The organism is Nocardioides pantholopis (assembly GCF_003710085.1).
GTDB lineage: Bacteria > Actinomycetota > Actinomycetes > Propionibacteriales > Nocardioidaceae > Nocardioides > Nocardioides pantholopis.
Genome location: NZ_CP033324.1, coordinates 592,368 through 614,855 on the forward strand (window position 1 = coordinate 592,368; position 22,488 = coordinate 614,855).

27 protein-coding genes are annotated in these 22,488 nt (G+C 73.3%); 17 read left to right on the forward strand and 10 right to left on the reverse strand.

The window, feature by feature from the left end:
- Window positions 1-71 precede the first annotated feature (71 nt).
- The 5 genes from EBO35_RS02760 to EBO35_RS02780 are packed head-to-tail and all read left to right on the forward strand — an operon-like array spanning window position 72 to window position 3,718.
- Window positions 72-365 carry a hypothetical protein gene (locus EBO35_RS02760; RefSeq protein WP_122816366.1) on the forward strand — a complete coding sequence of 98 codons (294 nt, stop codon included), beginning with the start codon at window positions 72-74 and terminating at the stop codon, window positions 363-365.
- Window positions 362-1,909: a hypothetical protein gene (locus EBO35_RS02765; RefSeq protein WP_122816367.1), complete on the forward strand. Its 1,548-nt coding sequence runs from the start codon at window positions 362-364 to the stop codon at window positions 1,907-1,909. Before EBO35_RS02760 ends, EBO35_RS02765 begins: the two co-directional genes overlap by 4 nt.
- A 17-nt stretch (window positions 1,910-1,926) precedes the next feature.
- Window positions 1,927-2,400, forward strand: a complete 474-nt coding sequence (locus EBO35_RS02770; RefSeq protein ID WP_122816368.1) for a hypothetical protein — start codon at window positions 1,927-1,929, stop codon at window positions 2,398-2,400.
- Window positions 2,397-3,056 carry a hypothetical protein gene (locus EBO35_RS02775; RefSeq protein ID WP_122816369.1) on the forward strand — a complete coding sequence of 220 codons (660 nt, stop codon included), beginning with the start codon at window positions 2,397-2,399 and terminating at the stop codon, window positions 3,054-3,056. Before EBO35_RS02770 ends, EBO35_RS02775 begins: the two co-directional genes overlap by 4 nt.
- Complete coding sequence (locus EBO35_RS02780; protein ID WP_122816370.1) at window positions 3,053-3,718, forward strand: hypothetical protein; 666 nt, start codon at window positions 3,053-3,055, stop codon at window positions 3,716-3,718. Before EBO35_RS02775 ends, EBO35_RS02780 begins: the two co-directional genes overlap by 4 nt.
- Window positions 3,719-3,734: 16 nt before the next feature.
- Here the strand turns inward: EBO35_RS02780 and EBO35_RS02785 are convergent, their stop codons facing one another.
- Entirely contained in the window at window positions 3,735-5,348 is a 1,614-nt protein-coding gene (locus tag EBO35_RS02785) for a dolichyl-phosphate-mannose--protein mannosyltransferase (RefSeq protein WP_122816371.1), read from the reverse strand.
- A 92-nt stretch (window positions 5,349-5,440) separates the two neighbouring features.
- Here EBO35_RS02785 and rsmI point away from each other — a divergent pair, with 92 nt between their 5' ends.
- The 7 genes from rsmI (at window position 5,441) to EBO35_RS02820 (ending at window position 12,996) form a co-directional block, all read left to right on the forward strand.
- Window positions 5,441-6,271: a 16S rRNA (cytidine(1402)-2'-O)-methyltransferase gene (rsmI, locus tag EBO35_RS02790; protein WP_122816372.1), complete on the forward strand. Its 831-nt coding sequence runs from the start codon at window positions 5,441-5,443 to the stop codon at window positions 6,269-6,271.
- Window positions 6,268-7,101 carry an alpha/beta fold hydrolase gene (locus EBO35_RS02795; protein ID WP_122816373.1) on the forward strand — a complete coding sequence of 278 codons (834 nt, stop codon included), beginning with the start codon at window positions 6,268-6,270 and terminating at the stop codon, window positions 7,099-7,101. Before rsmI ends, EBO35_RS02795 begins: the two co-directional genes overlap by 4 nt.
- On the forward strand, window positions 7,098-7,937 hold the full coding sequence (locus EBO35_RS02800) for a TatD family hydrolase (RefSeq protein ID WP_122816374.1): 840 nt from the start codon (window positions 7,098-7,100) through the stop codon (window positions 7,935-7,937). Before EBO35_RS02795 ends, EBO35_RS02800 begins: the two co-directional genes overlap by 4 nt.
- Window positions 7,938-8,163: 226 nt before the next feature.
- On the forward strand, window positions 8,164-9,348 hold the full coding sequence (locus EBO35_RS20280) for a ubiquitin-like domain-containing protein (RefSeq protein WP_122816375.1): 1,185 nt from the start codon (window positions 8,164-8,166) through the stop codon (window positions 9,346-9,348).
- A 17-nt stretch (window positions 9,349-9,365) separates the two neighbouring features.
- Window positions 9,366-10,223: a 16S rRNA (adenine(1518)-N(6)/adenine(1519)-N(6))-dimethyltransferase RsmA gene (gene rsmA, locus EBO35_RS02810; protein ID WP_122816376.1), complete on the forward strand. Its 858-nt coding sequence runs from the start codon at window positions 9,366-9,368 to the stop codon at window positions 10,221-10,223.
- Window positions 10,220-11,164: a 4-(cytidine 5'-diphospho)-2-C-methyl-D-erythritol kinase gene (locus tag EBO35_RS02815; protein ID WP_122816377.1), complete on the forward strand. Its 945-nt coding sequence runs from the start codon at window positions 10,220-10,222 to the stop codon at window positions 11,162-11,164. Before rsmA ends, EBO35_RS02815 begins: the two co-directional genes overlap by 4 nt.
- Window positions 11,161-12,996, forward strand: coding sequence for an ABC-F family ATP-binding cassette domain-containing protein (locus EBO35_RS02820; protein ID WP_122816378.1), 1,836 nt, complete (start codon window positions 11,161-11,163; stop codon window positions 12,994-12,996). Before EBO35_RS02815 ends, EBO35_RS02820 begins: the two co-directional genes overlap by 4 nt.
- Before the next feature lie 6 nt (window positions 12,997-13,002).
- On the opposite strand, the gene EBO35_RS02825 is transcribed toward EBO35_RS02820, so the two are convergent.
- Entirely contained in the window at window positions 13,003-13,491 is a 489-nt protein-coding gene (locus tag EBO35_RS02825) for a MarR family winged helix-turn-helix transcriptional regulator (protein WP_122816379.1), read from the reverse strand.
- A gap of 65 nt (window positions 13,492-13,556) precedes the next feature.
- On the opposite strand from EBO35_RS02825, the gene EBO35_RS02830 reads away from it, so the two are divergent.
- Both EBO35_RS02830 and EBO35_RS02835 read left to right on the forward strand, forming a co-directional pair.
- Window positions 13,557-14,345 (forward strand): trans-aconitate 2-methyltransferase, encoded by a 789-nt coding sequence (locus EBO35_RS02830; protein WP_122816380.1) that lies wholly within the window; start codon window positions 13,557-13,559, stop codon window positions 14,343-14,345.
- Between the two features lie 41 nt (window positions 14,346-14,386).
- Window positions 14,387-14,854 carry a hotdog fold domain-containing protein gene (locus EBO35_RS02835; protein WP_122816381.1) on the forward strand — a complete coding sequence of 156 codons (468 nt, stop codon included), beginning with the start codon at window positions 14,387-14,389 and terminating at the stop codon, window positions 14,852-14,854.
- Here EBO35_RS02835 and EBO35_RS02840 read toward each other — a convergent pair.
- From EBO35_RS02840 to EBO35_RS02855, 4 genes are all read right to left on the reverse strand, one after another.
- A complete protein-coding gene (locus EBO35_RS02840; RefSeq protein ID WP_122816382.1) occupies window positions 14,851-15,702 on the reverse strand; it encodes an amino acid ABC transporter permease in 852 nt (283 codons plus the stop codon). The genes EBO35_RS02835 and EBO35_RS02840 overlap by 4 nt on opposite strands.
- A 1-nt stretch (window position 15,703) precedes the next feature.
- The gene (locus EBO35_RS02845) at window positions 15,704-16,390 is read right to left on the reverse strand and encodes an amino acid ABC transporter permease (protein ID WP_122816383.1); all 687 of its coding nucleotides are present in this window, start codon (window positions 16,388-16,390) and stop codon (window positions 15,704-15,706) included.
- An 82-nt stretch (window positions 16,391-16,472) separates the two neighbouring features.
- On the reverse strand, window positions 16,473-17,360 hold the full coding sequence (locus tag EBO35_RS02850) for a glutamate ABC transporter substrate-binding protein (protein ID WP_122816384.1): 888 nt from the start codon (window positions 17,358-17,360) through the stop codon (window positions 16,473-16,475).
- A 12-nt stretch (window positions 17,361-17,372) separates the two neighbouring features.
- The gene (locus EBO35_RS02855; protein WP_122816385.1) at window positions 17,373-18,125 is read right to left on the reverse strand and encodes an amino acid ABC transporter ATP-binding protein; all 753 of its coding nucleotides are present in this window, start codon (window positions 18,123-18,125) and stop codon (window positions 17,373-17,375) included.
- Window positions 18,126-18,273: 148 nt separating this feature from the next.
- On the opposite strand from EBO35_RS02855, the gene EBO35_RS02860 reads away from it, so the two are divergent.
- Window positions 18,274-18,579: a hypothetical protein gene (locus tag EBO35_RS02860; RefSeq protein WP_122816386.1), complete on the forward strand. Its 306-nt coding sequence runs from the start codon at window positions 18,274-18,276 to the stop codon at window positions 18,577-18,579.
- A 53-nt stretch (window positions 18,580-18,632) separates the two neighbouring features.
- Window positions 18,633-20,120: a tRNA (N6-isopentenyl adenosine(37)-C2)-methylthiotransferase MiaB gene (gene miaB / locus EBO35_RS02865; RefSeq protein ID WP_122816387.1), complete on the forward strand. Its 1,488-nt coding sequence runs from the start codon at window positions 18,633-18,635 to the stop codon at window positions 20,118-20,120.
- A gap of 274 nt (window positions 20,121-20,394) precedes the next feature.
- On the opposite strand, the gene EBO35_RS02870 is transcribed toward miaB, so the two are convergent.
- The 4 genes from EBO35_RS02870 to EBO35_RS02885 all read right to left on the reverse strand — a co-directional run bounded on the left by EBO35_RS02870 (window position 20,395) and on the right by EBO35_RS02885 (window position 21,511).
- Window positions 20,395-20,670 carry a hypothetical protein gene (locus tag EBO35_RS02870; protein WP_122816388.1) on the reverse strand — a complete coding sequence of 92 codons (276 nt, stop codon included), beginning with the start codon at window positions 20,668-20,670 and terminating at the stop codon, window positions 20,395-20,397.
- Window positions 20,667-20,915 carry a hypothetical protein gene (locus tag EBO35_RS02875; RefSeq protein WP_122816389.1) on the reverse strand — a complete coding sequence of 83 codons (249 nt, stop codon included), beginning with the start codon at window positions 20,913-20,915 and terminating at the stop codon, window positions 20,667-20,669. The genes EBO35_RS02870 and EBO35_RS02875 overlap by 4 nt, the downstream gene beginning before the upstream one ends.
- 112 nt (window positions 20,916-21,027) lie before the next feature.
- Window positions 21,028-21,222 carry a hypothetical protein gene (locus EBO35_RS02880; protein WP_122816390.1) on the reverse strand — a complete coding sequence of 65 codons (195 nt, stop codon included), beginning with the start codon at window positions 21,220-21,222 and terminating at the stop codon, window positions 21,028-21,030.
- Between the two features lie 40 nt (window positions 21,223-21,262).
- Window positions 21,263-21,511, reverse strand: coding sequence for a hypothetical protein (locus EBO35_RS02885; protein ID WP_122816391.1), 249 nt, complete (start codon window positions 21,509-21,511; stop codon window positions 21,263-21,265).
- 34 nt (window positions 21,512-21,545) lie between these two features.
- Here EBO35_RS02885 and miaA point away from each other — a divergent pair, with 34 nt between their 5' ends.
- The gene (miaA, locus tag EBO35_RS02890; protein ID WP_241153833.1) at window positions 21,546-22,472 is read left to right on the forward strand and encodes a tRNA (adenosine(37)-N6)-dimethylallyltransferase MiaA; all 927 of its coding nucleotides are present in this window, start codon (window positions 21,546-21,548) and stop codon (window positions 22,470-22,472) included.
- Window positions 22,473-22,488 lie beyond the last annotated feature (16 nt).

The window sequence follows — 22,488 nt, forward strand, 5'->3', positions numbered from 1 at the left end:
AGTCGCGGCGGCGGGGGAATGTCCCTCCTGCCGCCGGGACGGATCCGGACGGCAGGCTCCTAGGAGGACACATGGGTGACCGCTTGGTGGCGGACATCGGCCGGATCCGGTCGTCGGCGTACGACGTGCGCAGCACCAGCAGCCGGTTCAACGGCGCCAGCAGCCTGGTGGCGGAGTACCGCTCCGACCTCGGCAGCACGGACCTCGCCAACGCGCTGGACGACTTCGCCTCGAACTGGAAGATCCACCGCGAGCGGCTCTGCGAGGACCTGGAGAAGTTCGCCGACTGGGCGGTGCAGGCCGCCGACGGCTACGCGCAGGCCGACGCCGACCTCGCGGCGGTGCTGACGGAGGGCCCGAAGTGAGCCGTCCCGCTGACTGGTCGCCGCTCGCGGGGGCCGACCCGGTTCCCGGCGAGCCCGAGGAGGTCCGCCGACTGGGCCGGAAGCTGCGGCAGGTGGCCGACGCGATCACCGAGCAGGCCGCGAAGCTGCGCACGCTGTGCAGCGACGAGTACTGGGACTCCGACGCCGGCCGGCGCTTCGAGAGCACCGCCCGCGACACCGCGACCAAGCTGGAGAAGGCCTTCGACCGGTACGACGCCGCGGCGAAGGCCGTCGAGACCTACGTGCCGGTCCTGGAGGAGGAGCAGCGGATCTCGCTGGAGCTGCGCACCCAGGCCCAGGAGCTGCAGGCGAGCCGCGACCAGGCCCAGAGCCGGATGGACGCCGACCCCACCGACTCGACGGCCCCCGAGCGGCCGGGCCGGGCGATGGACCAGGCGACGGTCGAGGGCTTCGGCAGCGACCTGGGCCGACTCCAGAAGGAGGTCCAGTTCTGCGCCGACCGGGTCGCCGACGCCGGTCGTCAGGCCGCGAGGGGCCTGACCATGGTCATCGACGACGACGGCCTCAAGGACGGCCGGTTCGAGGGCCTCAAGAAGTGGGCGCAGGACCGGATCCAGGACGTCAAGGACTGGATCCACGAGCACGCCGACCTGCTGAAGCTGATCGCCGACGTGGCGGGCTGGATCGCCACGGCGTGCGGCATCGCCGCGCTGCTGGTGGGCTGGATCCCCGTGATCGGCCAGGCGCTGGCCGCCGTCCTCACCGTCGTCGCGCTCGCGGCCACCGCGGTCTCGCTGGTCTGCCACCTCGCGCTGTACTGGACCGGTGACGGCGGGCTCCTCGACATCGCCCTCGACGTCGTGGGCCTGGCGACCTTCGGCGTCGGGCGGGCCGCCATCAGCGGCGTCCGTGGCGCGGTCTCGGCGGTCAACGCCAGCGGCAAGATGAGCGCCGCGGCGACCCGCGCGAGCACGGCGATCACCGCCCGGGGCGGTCGGGCGACCGACGCGGTCATCGACGCGCTCAGCTCGGGCGACCTCGGTCGTGCCGCCAGCCTCTCCGGGGTCCGGGCGAACTCGCTCAAGGGCATGATGGGCAGCCAGTTCGGCGACCTGACCGCCACCTTCGGGCCGGGCGGCTTCAAGCACCTCACCCAGACCATGGCGTCGGCCCCGGGCCTCGTCCCGCGCGGCGCCGACCTGCTGAGCGGCTTCCGGCCCAGCGCCTGGAGCTCGATGGGACCGGAGGCGATGGACGGCCTGCGCACGATCGGCCAGAACTGGCACAACACCCCGGCCCTGATCGGCGAGGGCGTGCAGAACCTCCGGGTCTCCGGGCTGCAGAACATCGCCCTGGACGCGGACACGATCACGAACATCAGCAGCGTCGTGCGCGCCACCGACGGGTTCAGCACCAGCGCGCTGAACAGCTCCCTGCACTCGCTGAACGTCCAGATGGGGCAGGCAGCCGCCGCGACGGCCGTCGGCACCGGCGTCGACGCCGCCGACAAGGCCGGGCTCTTCGACGGCGCGAAGACCTGGGGCTGGCGGTCGCCGCTGTGAGCAGGGAGGTCGACAGCGTGACCCGACCCGGCCAGCAGGTCCGGCCCGAGGACCCGGTGCGCCGCCGCTGGTTCTGGCAGCGGCTGGCCCTGATGGCAGTGGACGCCGTCGGGCTGCTGGTCGCGCTCGCCCTGGCCCGCCCGCAGCCCACCGCGGCGGTGGCCGTCGCCGCGGTCGCCGCGGCGGCCATCTGCGCCGCGGCGCTGCTGGACCTGCGGCAGCTGCTCCGGCGGCGCCGCCGGGTGATCACCGGGGTGGAACAGGCTCCGCTGCTCGACCCGCTCGACTCCTGGATCAACGTGGCCGGGCTCGCGGCGCTCACGGTCATCCCTGCTGGCGTCAGCGGCGCTCCGGCGGGTCTGCGGGCGCTCGTCATCACGCTCGCGGCTGGCGCCGTACTGATCTCGTGGGCCGGCCAGCGCCGTCACGGCTGGCGTCGGCTCCAGGCCGAGATGCGCGCGCGCCGCGCCGCCGCGGAGGAGCGCCGATGAGGCTCGGCGGGCCCCGCGAGGACTACGTCCGGCTCGGGGCGGCGCTCCCGCAGGGCTGGGTCGAGCTGCCCACCGACCCGGCCGTCGACCCGCAGGCCTGGGCCACCGCGAACGTCGCGGAGGCCGCGGCCGGACTGGAGCCGACGGAGCACTCGATCGGCGAGGAGGCGGCCGCGGCTCAGCTGGCCTCGTTCGTGCAGCGCGCCCAGGAGGCGGCCGTCCCCGGCCTCTCCGCCCACGTCGCGCTCGCCTTCCAGCCCGACCCGCTGGGCCAGGTGCTGGTCTTCGCCTCGGCCACCGTCTTCCCGTTCGAGGACGGCCCACTGACCGTGCCCGGGCTGCTGGAGACCCTCGGCGCCGGGCCCGAGACGGTCGGGCAGCGGCACGTCCAGGAGCTGGACCTGGCGCTGGGCCGTGCGGTGCGGCTGCGGCGGATGTTCGGTGCCGGCGCAGCGGCGGGCGTACCTGTCGGGGAGCCGGGTGTCGACGACGTGATGGAGGGGATCACCTACGTCGCGCTGCCCCGGGGCCTGGACGGCTTCGTGTGGTTCGACGCGCTCTGGGTCGACCTGGTCCTCGGCGACGACCTGGCAGCGGTGGTCGACGAGCTCGCGGCGGCGCTGCGCCTGGACGCACGGCAGGGGCGCGGGCGATGAGCGCGGCCGAGAGCGCGTCGCGGCCCGCGGCGTACCGGCTGGCCACGCCTGCCGACTGGTGGCGCATCGACCTGGAGCCCGCCGCCCGGGCCGCGTCGATCAACCGGCTCGTCGACCTGCAGGTGCCCGCCGACGACCAGCCGCTGCTGCGCCGACAGATCCGCGCCGAGCTCGAGCAGCGGGCCGAGCAGGCCTACCGCTCCGGCGGCGTGGAGCTGCACCTGTCCCGGATGATGGCCGGCCCGATGCCGGTCGCCGCCTCGCTCGTGGTCAGCCTCGTCCCCGGAGCGCCGCAGGACCCCGCGCGCGCCGCCGACGGCGAGCAGCCGGGTCTGGCCGCGGCCACCGCGGAGACGCTCGCCGAGGTGCTGGCCGTCAGCGAGGACCCCGACGTGAGTGTCGATTCCTGCGAGGTGCGCCGCGAGCCCCCGGGCCCCGCGGTCCGTCGCGAGCTCACGACCCGCACCCCGCCGCCGCCCGGCGACCCCGTCGCCGAGGAGCTCGGCCCGGTGCCGGGCTTCACCGTGGAGTGGTTCGTGCCGGTGCCGAACGGCGCCGGGGCCTGCCTGCTCCTGGCCTTCTCCTCGCCGCTGGTGACGCTGCGCGACCAGCTCACCGGGCTCTTCGACGCGGTCGCGGAGACGCTGCGCTGGTCGGGCTGACCCCGGCCGGGCACAGCTAGATCCAGCGCTCGAGCCAGATCCGGTCCAGCCACTCCGCGTGGGTGAGCAGCCCGTAGGTCCAGATCGGCCAGAACCACGCGAAGTTGATGATCGTGAGCACCACGAACGAGCCGGCCGCCACCACTCCGGCGGTACGCCGCGGCGTGGGCGTCCGTGACGGGCCGATCGCGCGACCCATGGCCAGCACGATCGCCAGGACCACGAACGGCAGCGTCACGACCGCGTAGAACGAGAAGATCGGCCGGTCGTCGTAGAGCAGCCACGGCAGCCAGGTCGAGGCCGTGCCGATCACCGCGACCCCGAAGCGCCAGTCCCGCGCGCCCAGCCAGATCGCCACGGCGTACAGCAGCGCGAGCGCCCCGCCCCACCAGATCGTCGGGGTGCCCAGCAGCAGCACCTGGCGCAGGCAGTCGCTGCCCGCGGGGGCGTCGCAGCCGCGGGTGCCGGGCTGGATCCCGGTGTCGGCAGCGACCCCCACCGGACGGTTCAGCAGCAGCCAGCCCGACGGCTTCGAGGCGTAGGTGTGGTCGCTGTCGTTGAGGAAGTGGGTGTGGAAGGCGTAGACGTCGCGGTGGTAGTGCCACAGCGAGCGCAGCGACTGCACGACCTCCGCCGGGCCGGAGGCGTCCGGCTCGGTGGCGGTGGGCCACTGGTCGTCACCCTCGGAGACCGCGGTGTCGCCCTCCATGTGGTCGTAGCGGGTGTACTGGGTCGCGGAGAGGTGCTCCTCGTACTCGTCGGCGTGCACCAGCCACCCGGTCCAGGTCAGCAGGTAGACGACCAGCCCGACGACGACGAGGTGGACGAACGCCGGGATCCCGTCCACGACCGCGGAGCGCAGCACCGGACGCCGGACGCCCGCGGCCCGCCGGGCCGAGGCGCTCCACAGCCAGACCAGGATCCCGAAGGCGGCGAGCGGGTAGAGCGCCGTCCACTTGGTGCCGACCGCGAGCCCGAAGCAGACGCCGCCGACCAGCAGCCAGGGCCGCCACAGCAGCCCGCGCACCGGGCCCCAGCCGCTGCGGACCGGCTCGGGGGCGAGCCGGGCCAGCCGGTCGCGGTACCAGAACCGGTCGTTGACCAGGCAGGCGATCGCGCACAGCGTGAAGAACGCCAGGAAGATGTCGAGCAGCGCCAGCCGGGAGAGCACCAGCTGCAGCCCGTCCAGGCTGAGCAGCAGCCCGGCGGTGCAGCCGAGCAGCGTGGAGCCGGTCATCCGGCGCACCAGCCGGCACATCACCAGCACCATCAGCGACCCGACGACGGCGGCCGAGACCCGCCAACCGAACGGGTCCATCCCGAAGGCCCACTCGCCCAGCGCGATCAGCCACTTCCCGACGTCGGGGTGGACGATCATCGACGGGTCGCCCTCCCACAGCCCGGAGGTGGTGCCGTCGAGGATCGCCTCGTCGGCGCCCTCGGCGTACTCCCGGACGTAGCCGTGGTGCAGCAGCGACCAGGCGTCCTTGGCGTAGTAGGTCTCGTCGAACTCGAACTGGTGCGGGGTCCCGAGGTGCCACAGCCGCAGCACCAGGGCGAACAGCGCGACGCCGGCGGCGGAGACCCAGCCCACCACCGGGTCGTCCGCACGCAGCCGGCTGGTCCTCACGGCCCCGAACTCTACGGCCCGGGTGTGGCCGGCGGCGCAGGACGAGGCCCGGCCCCCGGCGCGGCCCGCGGCGCGGCTGCGATGATCGGGGCATGACCGGCGTCCTCGTGCTCGCGGCCACTCCCATCGGCCGCGTCTCCGACGCCCCGCCACGGCTCGCCGAGGAGCTCGCCGGGGCCGACGTGATCGCCGCCGAGGACACCCGGCGGCTGCGGCGGCTCACCTCCGACCTCGACGTGGTTCCGACCGGGCGGGTGGTGTCGTACTTCGAGGGCAACGAGGCGGCCCGGACGCCCGTGCTGCTCGAGGCGCTGCTCGCCGGCGAGCGGGTGCTGCTGGTGACCGACGCCGGGATGCCCAGCGTGTCCGACCCCGGCTACCGGCTGGTGGCCGCGGCCGTCGAGCACGACGTGCTGGTCACCGCGGTCCCCGGTCCCTCGGCCGTGCTCACCGCGCTGGCCGTCTCCGGGCTGCCCGTCGACCGGTTCTGCTTCGAGGGATTCCTGCCGCGCAAGGCCGGGGAGCGGTCCCGCCGGCTGGCCGGGCTGGCCGGGGAGCAGCGCACGATGGTCTTCTTCGAGGCCCCGCACCGCACCGAGGCGGCGCTGGCGGCGATGGCCGAGGCCTTCGGCGGCGACCGCGCGGCCGCGGTGTGCCGGGAGCTGACCAAGACCCACGAGGAGGTACGCCGGGGCCCGCTCGCCGAGCTGGTGGCCTGGGCTGCCGACGGGGTACGGGGTGAGGTGACAGTGGTGGTCTCCGGAGCCGAGGACGTCCCGCTGCCCACCGATCCCGAGAGCCTGCGCGCTGCCGTGGCGGCGCACGAGGAGGACGGCATGAGCCGCAAGGACGCGATCGCGGCAGTGGCCCGGGGCGCTGGCGTGCCCCGCCGCGAGGTCTACGACCTGGTGCACAAGTCATGACCGGGCGGATCACGTCGTTCGCCCGCGACGGGCTGGTCTTCGACGTCCGCGACGAGGGGCCGCTCGACGGAGACCCGGTGGTGCTGCTGCACGGCTTCCCGGAGCGGTCCACGAGCTGGCGCCGGGTCGCGCCGATGCTGCACGAGCACGGCCTGCGCACGCTGGCCCCGGACCAGCGCGGCTACTCGCGCGGCGCCCGGCCGGCGGGTCGGCACGACTACGCAGCCGGCAAGCTGGTCGCGGACGTCGCTGCCCTCGTCGACGCGGTCGGCGGGCCGGTGCACCTGGTCGGCCACGACTGGGGGGCCGCGGTCGGCTGGGGGCTCGCGATGAGCCGCCCCGAGCTGGTCCGCACCTGGACGGCGGTCTCGGTGCCGCACACCGCGGCGTTCGCGCAGTCCTTTCTCACCTCCACCCAGGGGCTGCACTCGACCTACATGGGGTTCTTCCAGCTGCCCTTCGTGCCGGAACTGCTGGCCGGCCGGGGCCTCTTCGAGGCCTGGCTGCGGCGAGCGGGGATGGACGACGACGACCTGGCCCGGTTCCGCACCGAGGTGCTCGAGGACGGCGCGCTGCCCGGCGGCCTGGCGTGGTACCGCGGCCTGCCGTTCGGCGGCGGCGGCTCGGTGCGCCGCAAGGTGACGGTGCCGACGACGATGGTGTGGAGCGACGGCGACGGCGCGATCACCCGGGCCCCGGTCGAGGCGACCGCGGCCTGGGTCGACGCGCCGTACGAGCTGGTCGTGCTCGAGGGCGTGTCGCACTGGATCCCCACCCACGCCCCGCGGGCCCTCGCCGACGCGGTGCTGGCGCGGATCGGGGCGGCATGAGCCAGCGGCCCCCCGCGCCGGAGCCGCTGCCCCACCCCGTCGTCGACAACCACTGCCACCTCGACATCGCCCGCGGCGACGAGCCGGCGGTCCCGGTCGCCGACGCGATCGCGCAGGCCGCCGCCGTCGGGGTCACCCGGATCGTGCAGATCGGCTGCGACCTGCCGGGCGCGCGCTGGGCCGTCGCGGCCGCCGAGGCCCACGACGCGCTGGTCGCGGGGGTCGCGCTGCACCCCAACGAGGTGCCGGGCATGGACGCGGCGGGCGAGCTCGAGGACGCGCTCGCCGAGATCGAGCGGCTCGCCGCCCACGAGCAGGTCCGGGCGGTGGGGGAGACCGGCCTCGACCACTTCCGCACCGGCGAGGACGGGTACGCCGTGCAGGTGGCGGCCTTCCGCCGCCACATCGACCTCGCCAAGCGGCTGGACAAGACCCTGGTGATCCACGACCGGGACGCCCACGAGGACGTGCTGGCGGTGCTCGACGAGGAGGGTGCGCCGGACCGGTGGGTGATGCACTGCTTCTCCGGGGACGCCGACTTCGCCCGCGCCTGCCTGGACCGCGGGGCGTACCTCTCCTTCGCCGGCACCGTGACCTTCGCCAACGCCCAGCCGCTGCGGGACGCGCTGGCCGTGGCGCCGCAGGACCGGATCCTGGTCGAGACCGACGCGCCGTACCTGACCCCGGTGCCGCACCGCGGGCGCACCAACGGGTCCTACCTGATCCCGCTCACGATGCGGCTGATGGCCCAGGTGCGCGGGGCCGACCTCGGCGACCTCTGCGCTGCCGTCGACGCCAACACCGACGCGGCCTTCGGGGGTTCGTGGGGTGCATGACGAGGGGCATGACCCTGGCCACACCGTCCTCCTGACCGGGACGAGGACTTGCAATCGGGCCCGATCATTGGTGGTCTGGGGCGCTGACAGCCGGGATCGGGACGGAACACGCCCGGTGCACAGCGGCAGTCGCGGTTCGGGGAAGAACTCGTGACGGTCCGGCACCGAGGCGTTCGCCGCAGCATGGTGGCCGCCGAGACCCGGGCAGCACGACGTTCGGAGAACTGTGGCTTCCACGCTGCTCCCCACCCTGCGCACCAAGGTCGGCACCGCGCTGGCCCGCGCCACCCGCAGCCGGATCGCCCTGGTCGCCGTCTCGGCGATCGTGGTCCTGGCCGTGGCCGGCACCGCCCTCGGCTACTCGGCCCTCTCCGCGTCGGTGGCACTGACCGTCGACGGCGAGACCCGTGAGGTCTCCACGATGGCCGGCACCGTCGAGGAGGTCCTCGACGAGGAGGGCATCGAGGTCGGCGAGCGCGACCTGGTCGCGCCCGGCCTGCACGAGGAGGTCGGCGAGGACACCCGCATCTCGGTCCAGTACGCCCGCCCGCTGACGCTCAGCATCGACGGCGAGAAGAAGACCTACTGGGTGACCGCCACCGAGGTCGAGGACGCCCTCGGCCAGATCGGCCGCTCCTTCGAGGAGTCCCGGCTCTCGACCAGCCGCTCGGCCGGCATCAGCCGCGAGGGCATGGCCCTGAGCGTCGTCACCCCCAAGTCGCTGCGCGTCTCGGTCGGCGGCGCGAAGCCGGCCCGCCAGGAGGTCGTCGCGCTCACCACCGAGGAGGCGTTCGCCGAGCTCGGCGTCAAGATCCGCAAGCACGACCGCACGGTGCCGGCGCTCGACGAGCAGGTCGAGGACGGCGACAAGCTCGTCCTGACCCGGATCCGGAAGACCACCAAGCAGGTCGCCGGCGAGGCGATCGGCTTCGAGACCGTCGAGCGTGACGACGACTCCGCCTACGAGGGCGAGGAGAACGTCGTCCGCGCCGGCCGCGCCGGTGCCCGCGACGTCACCTACGACCTGACCTTCCGCAACGGCGAGCTGGTCCGTCGGGTCGAGGTCGACTCGACGGTCACCCGCAAGCCGGTCGCGAGGATCGTCGAGGTCGGCACCAAGGAGCAGGTGGTGGAGACGCGCCAGTCGGCGCCGAACTTCGCTGGCGGCAGCACCGTGTGGGACTCCCTGGCCGGTTGCGAGTCCGGCGGCAACTGGTCGATCAACACCGGCAACGGCTACTACGGCGGCCTGCAGTTCAACCTCGGCACCTGGCAGGCGTACGGCGGCACGGGGCTGCCCAGCAACGCCAGCCGCGAGACCCAGATCGCCGTCGCGACCAAGCTCCGGGACGCGACCGGCGGGTACGGCTCCTGGCCGGGCTGTGCCTCGAAGCTGGGTCTGCCGCGCTGACCGATATCCTTCCGGCCATGTCCACCTCCGCCGGCCCGAGGCTGCTCGGGCCGGCGGAGGTGCGTCGGCTCGCGGCCGAGCTGGACCTGCGCCCCACCAAGCAGCGCGGCCAGAACTTCGTCATCGACGCCAACACCGTGCGCCGGATCGTGCGCGACTCCGGGGTCAACGACACCGACGTCGTCCTCGAGGTCGGGCCCGGGCTCGGCTCGCTGACGCTCGCCCTGCTCGAGACCGTCAGCCACGTCGTGGCGGTCGAGATCGACCCGGTGCTGGCCGGGCGGCTGCCCGCGACCGTGGCGGAGTTCGCCCCCGGGCACGCCGACCGGTGCCAGGTCGTCCTGGCCGACGCGATGCGCGTGGAGTCGATCCCCGGCCCGGCGCCCACCGCGCTGGTCGCGAACCTGCCCTACAACGTCTCGGTGCCGGTGCTGCTGCACCTGATGGGCCTGCTGCCCTCGCTCGAGCGTGGGCTGGTGATGGTCCAGGCGGAGGTCGCCGACCGGCTGGCGGCACGGCCGGGATCGAAGGTGTACGGCATCCCGTCGGTCAAGGCCGCCTGGTACGCCGAGGTGCGCCGCGCCGGCACGATCGGGCGCAACGTCTTCTGGCCGGCTCCCAACGTCGACTCCGGGCTGGTCGCCTGGACGCGGCGCGAGCCGCCGGACACCACCGCCACCCGCGAGCAGGTCTTCGCGGTCGTCGACGCGGCGTTCGCGCACCGGCGCAAGGCGCTGCGCGGCGCCCTGCGCGCGCTCGCGCCGGGCGAGCGCGTGGACGCCGCCCTGGCCGCCGCCGGCGTGGACCCCCTGGCCCGCGGCGAGTCCCTGGAGATCGGGCAGTTCGTCGCGATCGCCGAGGGCCTGCACCGATGACCGCCCGCTTCGAGGACCTGCCGGCCCAGTTCACGGTCCGCGCCCCGGCCAAGATCAACCTGCACCTGGGTGTCGGTGCCCCCCGCGAGGACGGCTACCACCCGCTGCTCACCGTCTACCAGGCCGTCGGCCTGCACGACGACGTCACCGTCCGCCCGGCGCCGGACTGGTCGGTCGAGGTGGCCGTGCCGGACTGGATGGACGCCGGCCAGCTGCCCCGGCTGGAGGACAACATCGTGACCCGGGCCGCGGACCTGCTCGCCGCGCACCACGGCGTACCTCGCACCGGGGCGGTCGACGTCGTCAAGGCGATCCCGGTCGCCGGCGGCATGGCCGGCGGGTCCGCCGACGCGGCGGCCGCGCTGGTGGCGCTGGACCGGCTGTGGGGGACCGGCACCACCGACGAGGACCTGCTGCGGATCGCCGCCGAGCTCGGCAGCGACGTGCCGTTCGCACTCATCGGCGGCTCCGCGCTCGGCACCGGCCGCGGCGAGCTGGTCCAGCGGGTCGAGGACGCCGGCACCTGGTGGTGGGTCGCCGTGCCCTCCGACCGCGGCCTGTCCACCCCGCAGGTCTACCGCCACTTCGACGAGCTGAGCCCGCACGCCCCCGCCCAGCCGCCACCCGCCGACGACCTCATCGCGGCCCTCGCCAGTGGCGTGCCCGAGGCGCTGGCCGCCGCCCTCCACAACGACCTCCAGGAGCCTGCCATCGCCCTTCGTCCCGAGCTCGGCGACCTTCTCGACCGGGGTGAGGCGGCCGGAGCACTGCGCGGCCTGATCTCCGGCTCCGGACCGACGTGCGTGTTCCTCTGCTCCTCGCCCGACCACGCCCGGGAGGTCGCGGCGACGCTGGCCGACCCCGACGGTGGAGGCGAGCACCCGACAGTCCTGGTGGCCAACGGCGCCGTCTCCGGCGCGCACCTGGTGGAGTACGCATGAGCGACAACCTCCTCAACCTCGAGCGGGTCTCGAAGTCCTACGGCGTCCGCCCGCTGCTCCAGGACGTCTCGCTCGGCGTCGGCGCCGGGATGCGGATCGGCATCGTCGGGCGCAACGGCGACGGCAAGACCACGCTGCTGGAGGTGATGACCGGTCTGGAGGAGCCCGACGGCGGACGGGTCTCGCGCTCGCGGGGGCTGCTGATCGGCTACCTGCACCAGGGCGACGAGCTGGTCGAGACGCACACGGTCCGCGAGGCCGTGCTCGGCGGCCGCTCCGACCACGAGTGGGCGGCCGACCCCCGCACCCGCGAGGTCGTCGAGGTGCTGCTGGCCGGTGTCTCGCTGGACCGGGCCGTCTCCGGGCTCTCCGGCGGCGAGCGGCGGCGCTGCTCGCTGGCCGCGCTGCTGATCGGCGAGCAGGACCTGCTGGTGCTCGACGAGCCCACCAACCACCTCGACGTCGAGGCCGTGGCCTGGCTGGCCGCGCACCTCGCGGCCCGGCCCAGCGCGCTGGTCGTCGTCACCCACGACCGCTGGTTCCTCGACGCGGTGTGCCAGTGGACCTGGGAGGTCCACGACGGCGTCGTGGACGCCTATGAGGGCGGGTACGCCGCGTTCGTGCTGGCCAAGGCGGAGCGGCAGCGCCAGGCCGCCGCCTCCGAGGTGCGCCGGCAGAACCTGGTCCGCAAGGAGCTGGCCTGGCTGCGCCGGGGAGCGCCGGCCCGGACCGCGAAGCCGAAGTTCCGCATTGAGGCGGCCAACTCGCTGATCGAGGACGTGCCGCCGCCGCGCGACCGCCTGGAGCTCCAGCGGTTCGCGACCCAGCGGCTCGGCAAGGACGTGCTGGACGTCGAGGACGTCGACCTGGTCCGCGGCGAGCGGACGCTGCTCTCGCACGCCACCTGGCGCCTGGGCCCCGGCGACCGGGTCGGCATCGTGGGCGTCAACGGCGCCGGCAAGACCTCGGTGCTCGGGCTGCTCGCCGGTGACCTCGAGCCCGCCGCCGGCACCGTACGGCGGGGGCGGACCGTGGCGCTGCGCCACCTGTCCCAGCAGCTCGACGACCTCGACCCCGACGCCCGGGTGCTGCCGATGGTCGAGGGCTACCGCCGGGTCACCAAGACCGCCGACGGGGAGATCACCGCGAGCTCGATGCTGGAGCGCTTCGGCTTCACCGGCGACAAGCTCACCGCCCGGATCGGCGACCTCTCCGGTGGCGAGCGCCGCCGCTTCCAGCTGCTGATGCTGTTGCTCGACGAGCCCAACGTGCTGCTGCTCGACGAGCCCACCAACGACCTCGACATCGAGACCCTCAACGTCTTGGAGGACTTCCTCGACGGCTGGCCCGGCACCCTCGTCGTGGTCTCCCACGACCGGTACTTCCTGGAGCGGGTCACCGACACCACCTGGGCGCTGCTCGGTGACGGCCAGATCTCGATGCTGCCCCGCGGCGTCGACGAGTACCTCGAGCGCCGCGCCGCTGACCTGGCAGGAATGGCCGCCGCGGACGCGCCGACCCGGCAGGTCGGGTCGCCGGAGCCGGCCTCCGCGGGCGCTGCCTCCGCGGGTGCCGCCGACACTGTGCCGGTGCCGTCCGGCCGGGCGAAGTCCGGCAGCGCCGAGGAGCGCACCGCCCGCAAGGCGCTGGCGCGCATCGACAAGCGGCTGGGTCGGATCGCCGAGCAGCAGGAGAAGCTGAACGCCGCGGTGGTCGAGCACGCCGCCGACTACGACCGGCTGGCCGAGCTGGGCGCCGAGCTGGCGAGCCTCGCCGCCGAGAAGGACCAGCTGGAGCTGGAGTGGATGGAGGCCGCCGAGCTGCTGGAGTAGCAGCCCTCAGCGGGAGAACGGCTGGAGCAGCGCGCTGAGCAGGTCGGCGAGCTGGTCGCGCTCGGCGGGCGGGAGCGGGGAGAGGAAGCCCTTCTCGGCCTCGACCAGCGCCGTGAACGCGCCGTCGACGGCGGTCTTGCCCTCGGTGGTGAGCCGCACGATGACGCCGCGCCGGTCCGCGGGGTCGGGGTAGCGCTCGACGAAGCCGCGCGCCGCGAGCCGGTCGACCCGGTTGGTCATCGTGCCGCTGGTCACCAGGGTCTCGCGCAGCAGCCGGCCCGGCGAGAGCTCGTACGGCGCACCGGCGCGGCGCAGCGCCGCGAGCACGTCGAACTCCCACAGCTCGATGCCGTGCTCGGTGAACGCAGCCCGGCGGGCGAGGTCGAGGTGGCGGGCCAGGCGGGAGATCCGGCTGAAGACCGCGATCGGCGCCAGGTCGAGGTCGGCACGCTCGCGCGCCCAGGCCTCGACGAGCTCGTCGACGTCGTCCCGCATGCCCGGATGGTATCGCAACGGTCGAGAATCTTGACATCGAGATACCTCCGGCGCAGGATCGTCCGATGAGCCACACCTGGGACCCCGAGCGCTACCTGACGTACGCCGACGAGCGTGGCCGGCCGTTCGTGGACCTGCTGGCGCGCGTCGGCGCCGCGCGGCCGCTGCGCGTCGCGGACCTCGGCTGCGGGCCGGGCAACCTGACGGTGCTGCTGCGCGAGCGGTGGCCCGAGGCCGCGATCACCGGGCTGGACGCCAGCCCCGAGATGGTCGACCGGGCCCGGCGCGACGTGCCCGCGTCGGCCGGCGTCGACTTCGAGGTCGGCGACCTGCGGGCCTGGCGCCCGGCCGAGCCCGTCGACGTCCTGGTCTCGAACGCGACACTCCAGTGGGTCCCCGGGCACCTCGACCTGCTGGCGGACCTGCTCGGCCAGGTCGCCCCCGGCGGATGGCTGGCCTTCCAGGTCCCCGGCAACTTCGAGGAGCCCAGCCACACGATCCGCCGCGACCTGGCGGCCGAGGCGCCGTACGCCGAGCACCTGCGCGACGTGGCCGTGCCGTCCTCCCACGACCCGGCCGACTACCTGGCGGCGCTGGCCCGGCTCGGCTGCTCGGTGGACGCCTGGGAGACCACCTACCTGCACGTGCTCTCCGGGCCGGACCCGGTCTTCACCTGGGTCTCCGGCACCGGCGCCCGGCCCACCCTCCAGGCCCTCGGTGCGGTCTCCGCCGACCTGCGGGCGGCGTTCGAGGCCGAGTTCCGCCGCCGGCTCGCCACGGCGTACCCCGAGGGGCCGGCCGGGGTCGTGCTGCCGTTCCGGCGGATCTTCGTGGTCGCGCGGAAGCCCGGCTGACCCTGGACCGAATAAGTTACCGGCTGGTAACGTCCGGCCGCATGACTCAGGTCCTCCGGCTCTGGCGTACGGCGAGCAAGGTCCCCGTGGTGGGGCCCCGCGTCTTCTCGATCCTGTTCGGGCAGCGGGCGCCGTACTTCGCCTCGGTCCGGCCGCGGTTCACGGTGCTCGAGCCGAACCGTGCCGAGCTGGTGGTCCGCAAGCGCCGCCGGGTCCACAACCACCTCGGCACCGTGCACGCGATCGCGCTGTGCAACGGGCTCGAGGCGGCGATGGGCGCGCTCGCCGAGGCGAGCGTGCCCGCCGAGCGGCGCTGGATCCCGAAGGGGATGGAGGTCGCCTACACCGCGAAGGCGACCGGCGACGTCACCTGCATCGCCGAGACCGACCCCGCGCAGTGGACCTCCACGGAGCCGGACCTCCCGGTCCGGGTCCGCGGTGAGCTCGCGGACGGCACTGTCGTGATCGAGGGCGTGATCCGGCTCTGGGTGACGCCGCGCCGGAGCTAGACGGCCCGGCCGCCGTCCATGTTGCCGACGCGGCTCAGGTCGATGGGGTTCTTCTCGCCGATCAGCCGGTGCTGGACCCAGGTGGCCAGGGCGGTCAGCAGCAGGTTCACGGTGATGTAGATGGCCGTGATCACGATCGCCGTCGGGACCTGGTTGGCGAACTGCTGGTAGATCGGCCGCGCCACGGCCGTCAGGCCCGGAGCGACGATGTAGAAGCCGAGGCTGGTGTCCTTCAGCGCGACCACGCACTGGCTGATCAGCGACGGCAGCATGATCTTCACGGCCTGCGGGAGCTGGACGGACAGCATCACCTGCGACTTGCGCATGCCCAGGGCGTAGGCCGCCTCGGCCTGGCCCCTCGGAACCGCGTTGACCCCGGCCCGGAACACCTCGGCCAGGACCGCGCCGTTGTAGAGCATCAGGGCGGCGATCACGCACCACAGCGGGCTCAGCGGTCCGCCGCCGATGGAGAGCCAGTAGAAGATGAAGATCATCAGCAGCAGCACCGGCACCGCGCGGAAGAACTCCACCACGAGCCAGGACGGCCAGCGGATCAGCGCGTGCTCGGAGAGCTTGCCGATCCCGAAGACCAGGCCGAAGACGATGGCGAGCAGGATCGCCCCGAACGCCATCTTCAGGGTGTTCAGCAGGGCCTCACCGATCACCTCGACGTAGGCGGGGGTCCAGAAGACCTCCCACTTGTCGTAGACCAGCTGGCCGGTGTCCTCGAGCCGCCAGACGGCGAACCCGACGAGGGCGGCGAGGACCAGCACGGTGAGCACCGTGTAGAGCCGGTGCCGCGCGATGGTCTTCGGTCCGGGGGCGTCGAAGAGGATGGAGCCAGCCATGTCAGGCCACCTTCCAGCGGCGCTCGAGGGCGTAGGAGGCCAGCGAGACCACCTCGACGATCAGGATGTAGCCGATCGCGAAGAGCAGGAAGATCTGGATGCGCTGGTCCGCGTTGTCGTTGTTGAAGGCACGCATCGTCGCGACCGCCTCGGCCATGCCGAAGGCCGCCGCGACCGAGGTGTTCTTGATCAGCGCGACCTGCACGCTGGTCAGCGGGGGCACCACGGCGCGCAGCGCCTGCGGCAGGACGACGTAGCGCATGCTCTGGGTGAAGGTGAGCCCGATCGCGCGGCCCGCCTCGGCCTGGCCGACCGGGACGGCGTTGACGCCGGAGCGGAACGCCTCGGCCACGAACGCCGAGGTGTAGAGCGTGAGCGCGAGACAGGAGCGGAAGAAGAACGCCGAGACGCTGTAGCCGGCGATCTCGAAGTCCTCGATGAACTTGAAGTTGTAGCCGAGCTTCGGCATCGCGACCGCCATGAAGATGAAGATCATCAGCAGCGGCGTGTTGCGGAAGACTGTCACGTAGACCGCGGCCGCCTTGCGCATGATCCCCACCGGGCCGACGCGCAGCGAGGCGAGGAACAGGCCGAAGACGAGCGACGCCAGGCCGGAGACGACGAAGAGGCCCAGCGTCAGGCCGAAGGCCTTGAGGTACTCGTCGAAGTTCGAGAACACCGCCTCCATGGCGCGCTCCTCCTCTCAGGACGGTCGGCGGGAGCCTGGGGCTCCCGCCGACCGGATCAGACGTGGATGGGGTGGACGGCGCTCAGGCCGCGCACTCGTCGAGCGTGGGCTGCTCGGGGGCGTCGACGCCCGACTCGCCGAGGGTGACGTCGAACGCCTCCTCCCAGTCGCCCTCGTCGAACGCCTTGGTGAGCGTCTCGTTGATCCACCCGCACATCTCGGGCCGGTCCTTGGCGTAGCCGATGCCGTAGCGCTCCTCCGAGAACGGCTCGCCGACGACCTTGAGCTCGTCGGGGTTCTCCGCGGCGTACCCGAGCAGGATCGCGCCGTCGGTGGTCATCGCGTCGACGGTGCCGTCGAGGACCTGGTCGACGCACTCGGAGTAGGTGTCGAAGCCGCGGGGCTTGGCGCCCTCGGCCTTGACGTTCTCCAGCGAGGTCGACCCGGTGACCGAGCAGACCTCCTGGCCCTTGATGTCCTCGATGCCGGCGATGTCGCTGTCGGCGCCGACCAGCAGCTGCTGGCCGGTGACGTAGTAGGGGCCGGCCTGGCCGACGACCTGGCGGCGCTCGTCGGTGATCGAGTACGACGCGATCACGAGGTCGACCTCGCCCTCCTGGAGGAACGGCTCCCGGTTGTCCGAGATCGTCTCCTTCCAGACGATGTCGCCGGAGTCGATGCCCAGCGAGGCGGCCAGGATCTTGCCCATCTCGGGGTCCAGACCACGCGGGGTGTCGTCCGCGGCGCCCTTGAAGCCGATGCCGGGCTGGTCGAACTTCACCCCGATGGTGATCTTGCCGGCGTCGGCGAGCTCCTTCATCCGGGTGCCGTCCTCGAAGTTCTCGGCGGCGTTCTCATCGGCCTCGACCTCGCGGCCGCTGTCGCTGTCATCGCCCGCGTCGCCGCACGCCGCGAGGCTGGCGGTGAGCAGCACCGCCGCGGTCGCGGCCTTGAACCTGGTGAGTCGCATGCCTGATCTCCTTCAGTGCTTGAGGATCTTGCCGAGGAAGTCCTTGGCCCGATCGCTTCTCGGGTTGGTGAAGAACTCGTCGGGGGTGTTCTCCTCGACGATCGCGCCGTCGGACATGAAGACGACTCGGTCTGCGGCGGTGCGGGCGAAGCCCATCTCGTGAGTGACGACGACCATGGTCATGCCCCGCTTCGCGAGGTCGACCATCACGTCGAGGACCTCCGAGATCATCTCGGGGTCCAGCGCCGAGGTCGGCTCGTCGAAGAGCATCACCTTGGGCTCCATGGCCAGAGCCCGGGCGATCGCGACCCGCTGCTGCTGGCCGCCCGAGAGCTGGGCGGGGTACTTCGTGGCCTGGTGGTCGACCCCGACGCGCTCCAGCAGCTCCATGGCCCGCTTCTCGGCGTCGGCCTTGGACTTCTTGCGCACCTTGATCGGGCCGAGCGTGACGTTCTCGAGGATCGTCTTGTGCGCGAAGAGGTTGAAGCTCTGGAAGACCATGCCGACGTCGGCACGCAGCTCGGCCAGCTGCTTGCCCTCCTGGGGGAGCGGCTGGCCGTCGAGGCTGATCGTGCCCTGGTCGATCGTCTCCAGGCGGTTGATCGCGCGGCACAGGGTCGACTTGCCGGACCCGGAGGGCCCGATCACGACGACGACCTCGCCGCGGCCGATCGAGAGGTTGATGTCCTGCAGCACGTGCAGCTGGCCGAACCACTTGTCGACGTGGTCAAGCACCACCAGGGCATCGGTGTGGCGGTCCGTCATGGCGAGCAACCTAGCCGCTCCCGGCTGGTTCGGGCCACGCAGCCGGCCCGGGCGCGCCGACCGGAACCGGATCGTGACCTACGCCGGGCCGCCGTGGGACCTGCGCCACATCGAGACGGCGGGAGGGTGCGGCTGGGAGCATGGGCCCATGCCGACCGACGAGCACCCCGCGTTCAGCACCATCTCGGTACGCCGCACCGACGGGACCCGCGAGCTGTACGCCTGCGCCCGCTTCCTCGGGATCCGGGACGGGTTCCTCTTCCTCGAGGACGGGATCCCGACCGACCGGGCCGGGATGGGCATCAAGACCGCGCAGACGCACCTGGTCCCGCTCGCCGACGTCGCCGCGGTCGACATCGAGACCGCCCCGGACTCCGACGAGGACAGCGAGACCCACGTGGCCCTGGAGTCGGCCGGGCTGCTGAACCTCGACGGCAGCGTCTACGTGCGCTGAGCCCCGGCGCGAATTCCGGGCGCGGCCACCGCCCGCCGTACCCTGGTGCGGTCATGACGCGCACCTACGAGGTCCGCACCTACGGGTGCCAGATGAACGTCCACGACTCCGAGCGGCTCACCGGCCTGCTCGAGGACGCGGGGTACGCCGCCGCGCCCACCGGCCAGCAGGCCGACGTGGTCGTGTTCAACACCTGCGCCGTCCGCGAGAACGCCGACAACAAGCTCTACGGCAACCTCGGCCACCTCGCGCCGGTGAAGGCCGCCCACCCCGGCATGCAGATCGCCGTCGGCGGCTGCCTGGCCCAGAAGGACCGCACCACGATCACCCAGCGCGCGCCGTGGGTCGACGTCGTCTTCGGCACCCACAACATCGGCTCGCTGCCGGTGCTGCTGGAGCGCGCCCGGGTCCAGGAGGAGGCCCAGGTCGAGATCCTGGAGTCCCTCGACGTCTTCCCCTCCACGCTCCCGACCAAGCGCGAGTCGGCGTACGCCGCCTGGGTCTCGATCTCGGTGGGCTGCAACAACACCTGCACGTTCTGCATCGTCCCGGCCCTGCGCGGCAAGGAGAAGGACCGCCGGCCCGGCGACATCCTCGCCGAGGTCCGCGCCCTGGTCGCCGAGGGCGTCACCGAGGTGACGCTGCTGGGCCAGAACGTGAACGCCTACGGCGTCGAGTTCGGCGACCGGCAGGCGTTCTCGAAGCTGCTGCGCGCCTGCGGCGACATCGAGGGCCTGGAGCGGGTCCGCTTCACCAGCCCGCACCCGGCCGAGTTCACCGACGACGTCATCGAGGCGATGGCCGAGACGCCGAACGTGATGCCGAGCCTGCACATGCCGCTGCAGTCCGGCTCGGACCGGCTGCTGCGCGCGATGCGCCGCTCCTACCGCTCCTCGAAGTACCTCGGCATCATCGAGCGGGTTCGCGCCGCGATGCCCGAGGCCGCGATCACCACCGACATCATCGTGGGCTTCCCCGGCGAGACCGAGGAGGACTTCCTCGAGACGATGCGGGTGGTCCGGGAGTCGCGCTTCTCCAGCGCCTTCACGTTCCAGTACTCCAAGCGCCCCGGCACGCCCGCCGCCGACCTGCCCGACCAGATCTCGCCCGAGGTCGTCAAGGACCGCTACAACCGCCTGGTCGACCTCGTCAACGAGATCTCCTGGGCGGAGAACCAGCGGCTCGTGGGCCGCACGGTCGAGCTGATGGTCGCCGAGGGGGAGGGCCGCAAGGACGCCGCCACCCGCCGGCTCAGCGGCCGTGCCCCCGACAACCGGCTGGTGCACTTCGAGGCCGACTTCTCCGCGGTGGACGCGGACGACGTGCGCCCCGGCGACATGGTGACCGTCCAGCTCACCTACGCCGCACCGCACCACCTGGTCGCCGACGGCCCGGTCCGCGCCGTGCGCCGTACCCGCTCCGGCGACGCCTGGGCGGCCCGTCAGGCCGGCCCCGCGCCGGCCGGCGTCTCGGGTGTCTCCCTGGGGATGCCGTCGCTCGGGGTGCCGGCACCGCTGCCGGACGCTCCCGCCTGCCGCTGAGCGGTCGGCTCCCTCTGGCCGGGTGCGAGCGGTGAGTCAGCCACGGTTCTTCCGGGGGAGCGGTGAGTCAGCCACGGTTCACTCCGGGGAGCGGTGAGCCAGCCACGGTTCGGGCGCGTCGTACGGTGGCCAGCTCACCGCTGGGCCGAGGTGGGTACGTCGTACGGTGGCCAGCTCACCGCTGGCCCCAGGCAGGCTCGTCGAACGGTGGCCAGCTCACCGCCGGGCCGAGTCAGGCGCGTCGAACGGTGGCCAGCTCACCGCTGGCCCGTGCCTACGACGGCTCGTACGGGTTCTGGGCCGAGCGCGGGTCCCGGCTGGGATAACCGGCCTTCGGCTGCAGGCCGGTGGGGTTGTCCTCGCCGGCGCCGTCGGCGGACTGCTCGGGGGGCGTGTCCCCGTCGGGCTCGACCGGCGCGACGTCGCGGACGCCGTCGGTGCTGACCTGGCCGGGGCCAGTCGGACCGACCCGCTCGCTGCTCACCCCCATCTCGCCCTGGGCGCGCTCCGGGCCGCTGGAGTTCGGGGTGGAGTCGCGGACGTCGGTCATGCCGTCGCCTCGCCCTCCGCGTTGCCCTCGCCCTCGCCGTCGCCCCGGGTCGCCTCGGTGCTGGTGTCCTCGCCCTCGCTGATCGCGTCGGGGGCGCTCTCCGTCTCCACCGCGGGGTTGGCCTCCACGGTCAGGTCGGCGGGGATGTTCTCGCGGTCGACGGGGACGGCGTCCACCCCGCCGGGGTTGGGCTCGCCGGGCTCGATCTCCGGATCGGGCTGGGGGCCGAGGTCGGTCTCGCTCATGCAGTGCTCCCTTCGGGCTCCACGCGGAAGCCGAACGTCGTGTAGGGCGCGCAGGTACCCGACCCGATCGCGTCCAACACCGCCCGTTCGTGCCCCAGGACGCGCGGGTCGCTCACTCCTCCTCGTCCTCGACGGGGAGGTCGAGGGGCGTCTCGTCGGCCTGGCCGGTCGCGTCGTACACGGTCCCGGTGTCGGCGGAGACCTGCTCGCGCTCGGAGGCCTGGTACTCCTCCGGGTCGGCGGGATCGTCGGCGAGCACGTCCTCGGCGACGTCCTCGACTGGCTTCTCGGTGGGGATGTCGGTCACGACGTCCTCCTCGGGTCGGGGGGCGGGGGGCAAGGCGCCGTCACTGGGACGGCTGGTCCATCGAGGTCTCGGCGTTCTCCTCCTGCGCGGCGCGCTCGGCGTCGCCCTGCTCGGGCCGGTCGCCGCTGGCCGGGGGCGGGTCGTCGGTGCCGGGGGTGTCGTCGCGGGTCACCCGCTGGACCTGCGGGCCGGGGTCCTTGGCGCCCTCGATGGGCTCCATGGGGGCGGCCGGCTCGTCGTCGCGCAGCGGGGAGCGGGGCGGGGGCTGATTCTCGCGGGAGTCGCTCATGGGGCACCCGTACCCGCTTGCCACACTGGTGCACGTGCCCGACCCGATCCGTGTCCCGATCGTCGCCGTCGTCGGCGCCACCGCCTCGGGCAAGACCGCGCTCTCCCTGGACCTGGCCGAGGCCCTGGGCGGCGAGATCGTCAACACCGACGCGATGCAGGTCTACCGCGGCATGGACGTCGGCACCGCCAAGCTGCCGCCGGCCGAGCGCCGGGGGATCCCGCACCACCTGCTCGACCTGCTGAGCGTGCGCGACCCGCTCACCGTCGCCGAGTTCCAGGGCCGGGCACGCGCGGTCGTCACCCGGCTCCGGGCCCAGGGCACCGTGCCGGTCCTGGTGGGAGGCTCACCGCTCTACACCCGGGCGATCCTGGACCGCTTCGAGTTCCCGGGCACCGACGACGCGGTCCGGGCCCGGCTGGAGGCCGAGCTGGCCGAGGTCGGCCCCGGCGCCCTGCACGCCCGGTTGGCCGGGCTCGACCCGGCCGCGGCCGACGGGATCGGCGCCGACAACGGCCGCCGGGTGGTCCGCGCCCTGGAGGTCATCGAGATCACCGGGCGGCCGTTCACCGCCTCGCTGCCGGCCCTGGAGTACGCCGACCCGCTGACCGTCCAGGTGGGTGTCGAGATCGGCCGGCCGGCCCTCGACGCCCGGATCGCGCGCCGCGTCGAGGAGATGTTCGCCGCCGGGTTCGTGGCCGAGGTCGAGCGGCTGCTGGCCGAGGGGCTGGCCGAGGGCCGCACCGCCTCCCGGGCGATCGGCTACCGCGAGGTGGCGGCGTACCTCCGCGGGGAGTGCACCGAGGCCGAGGCCCGCGAGCGCACCGTCGTCGCCACCCGGCGCTTCGCCCGGCGCCAGGAGTCCTGGAACCGCAAGGACCCCCGGATCCGTTGGGTCAGGTACGACGACCCCGACCGGGTGCGGCGCGCCCTGGAGGCCGTCGACGACCTCGCCACCTGAGCCCGGCGCCTGAGCC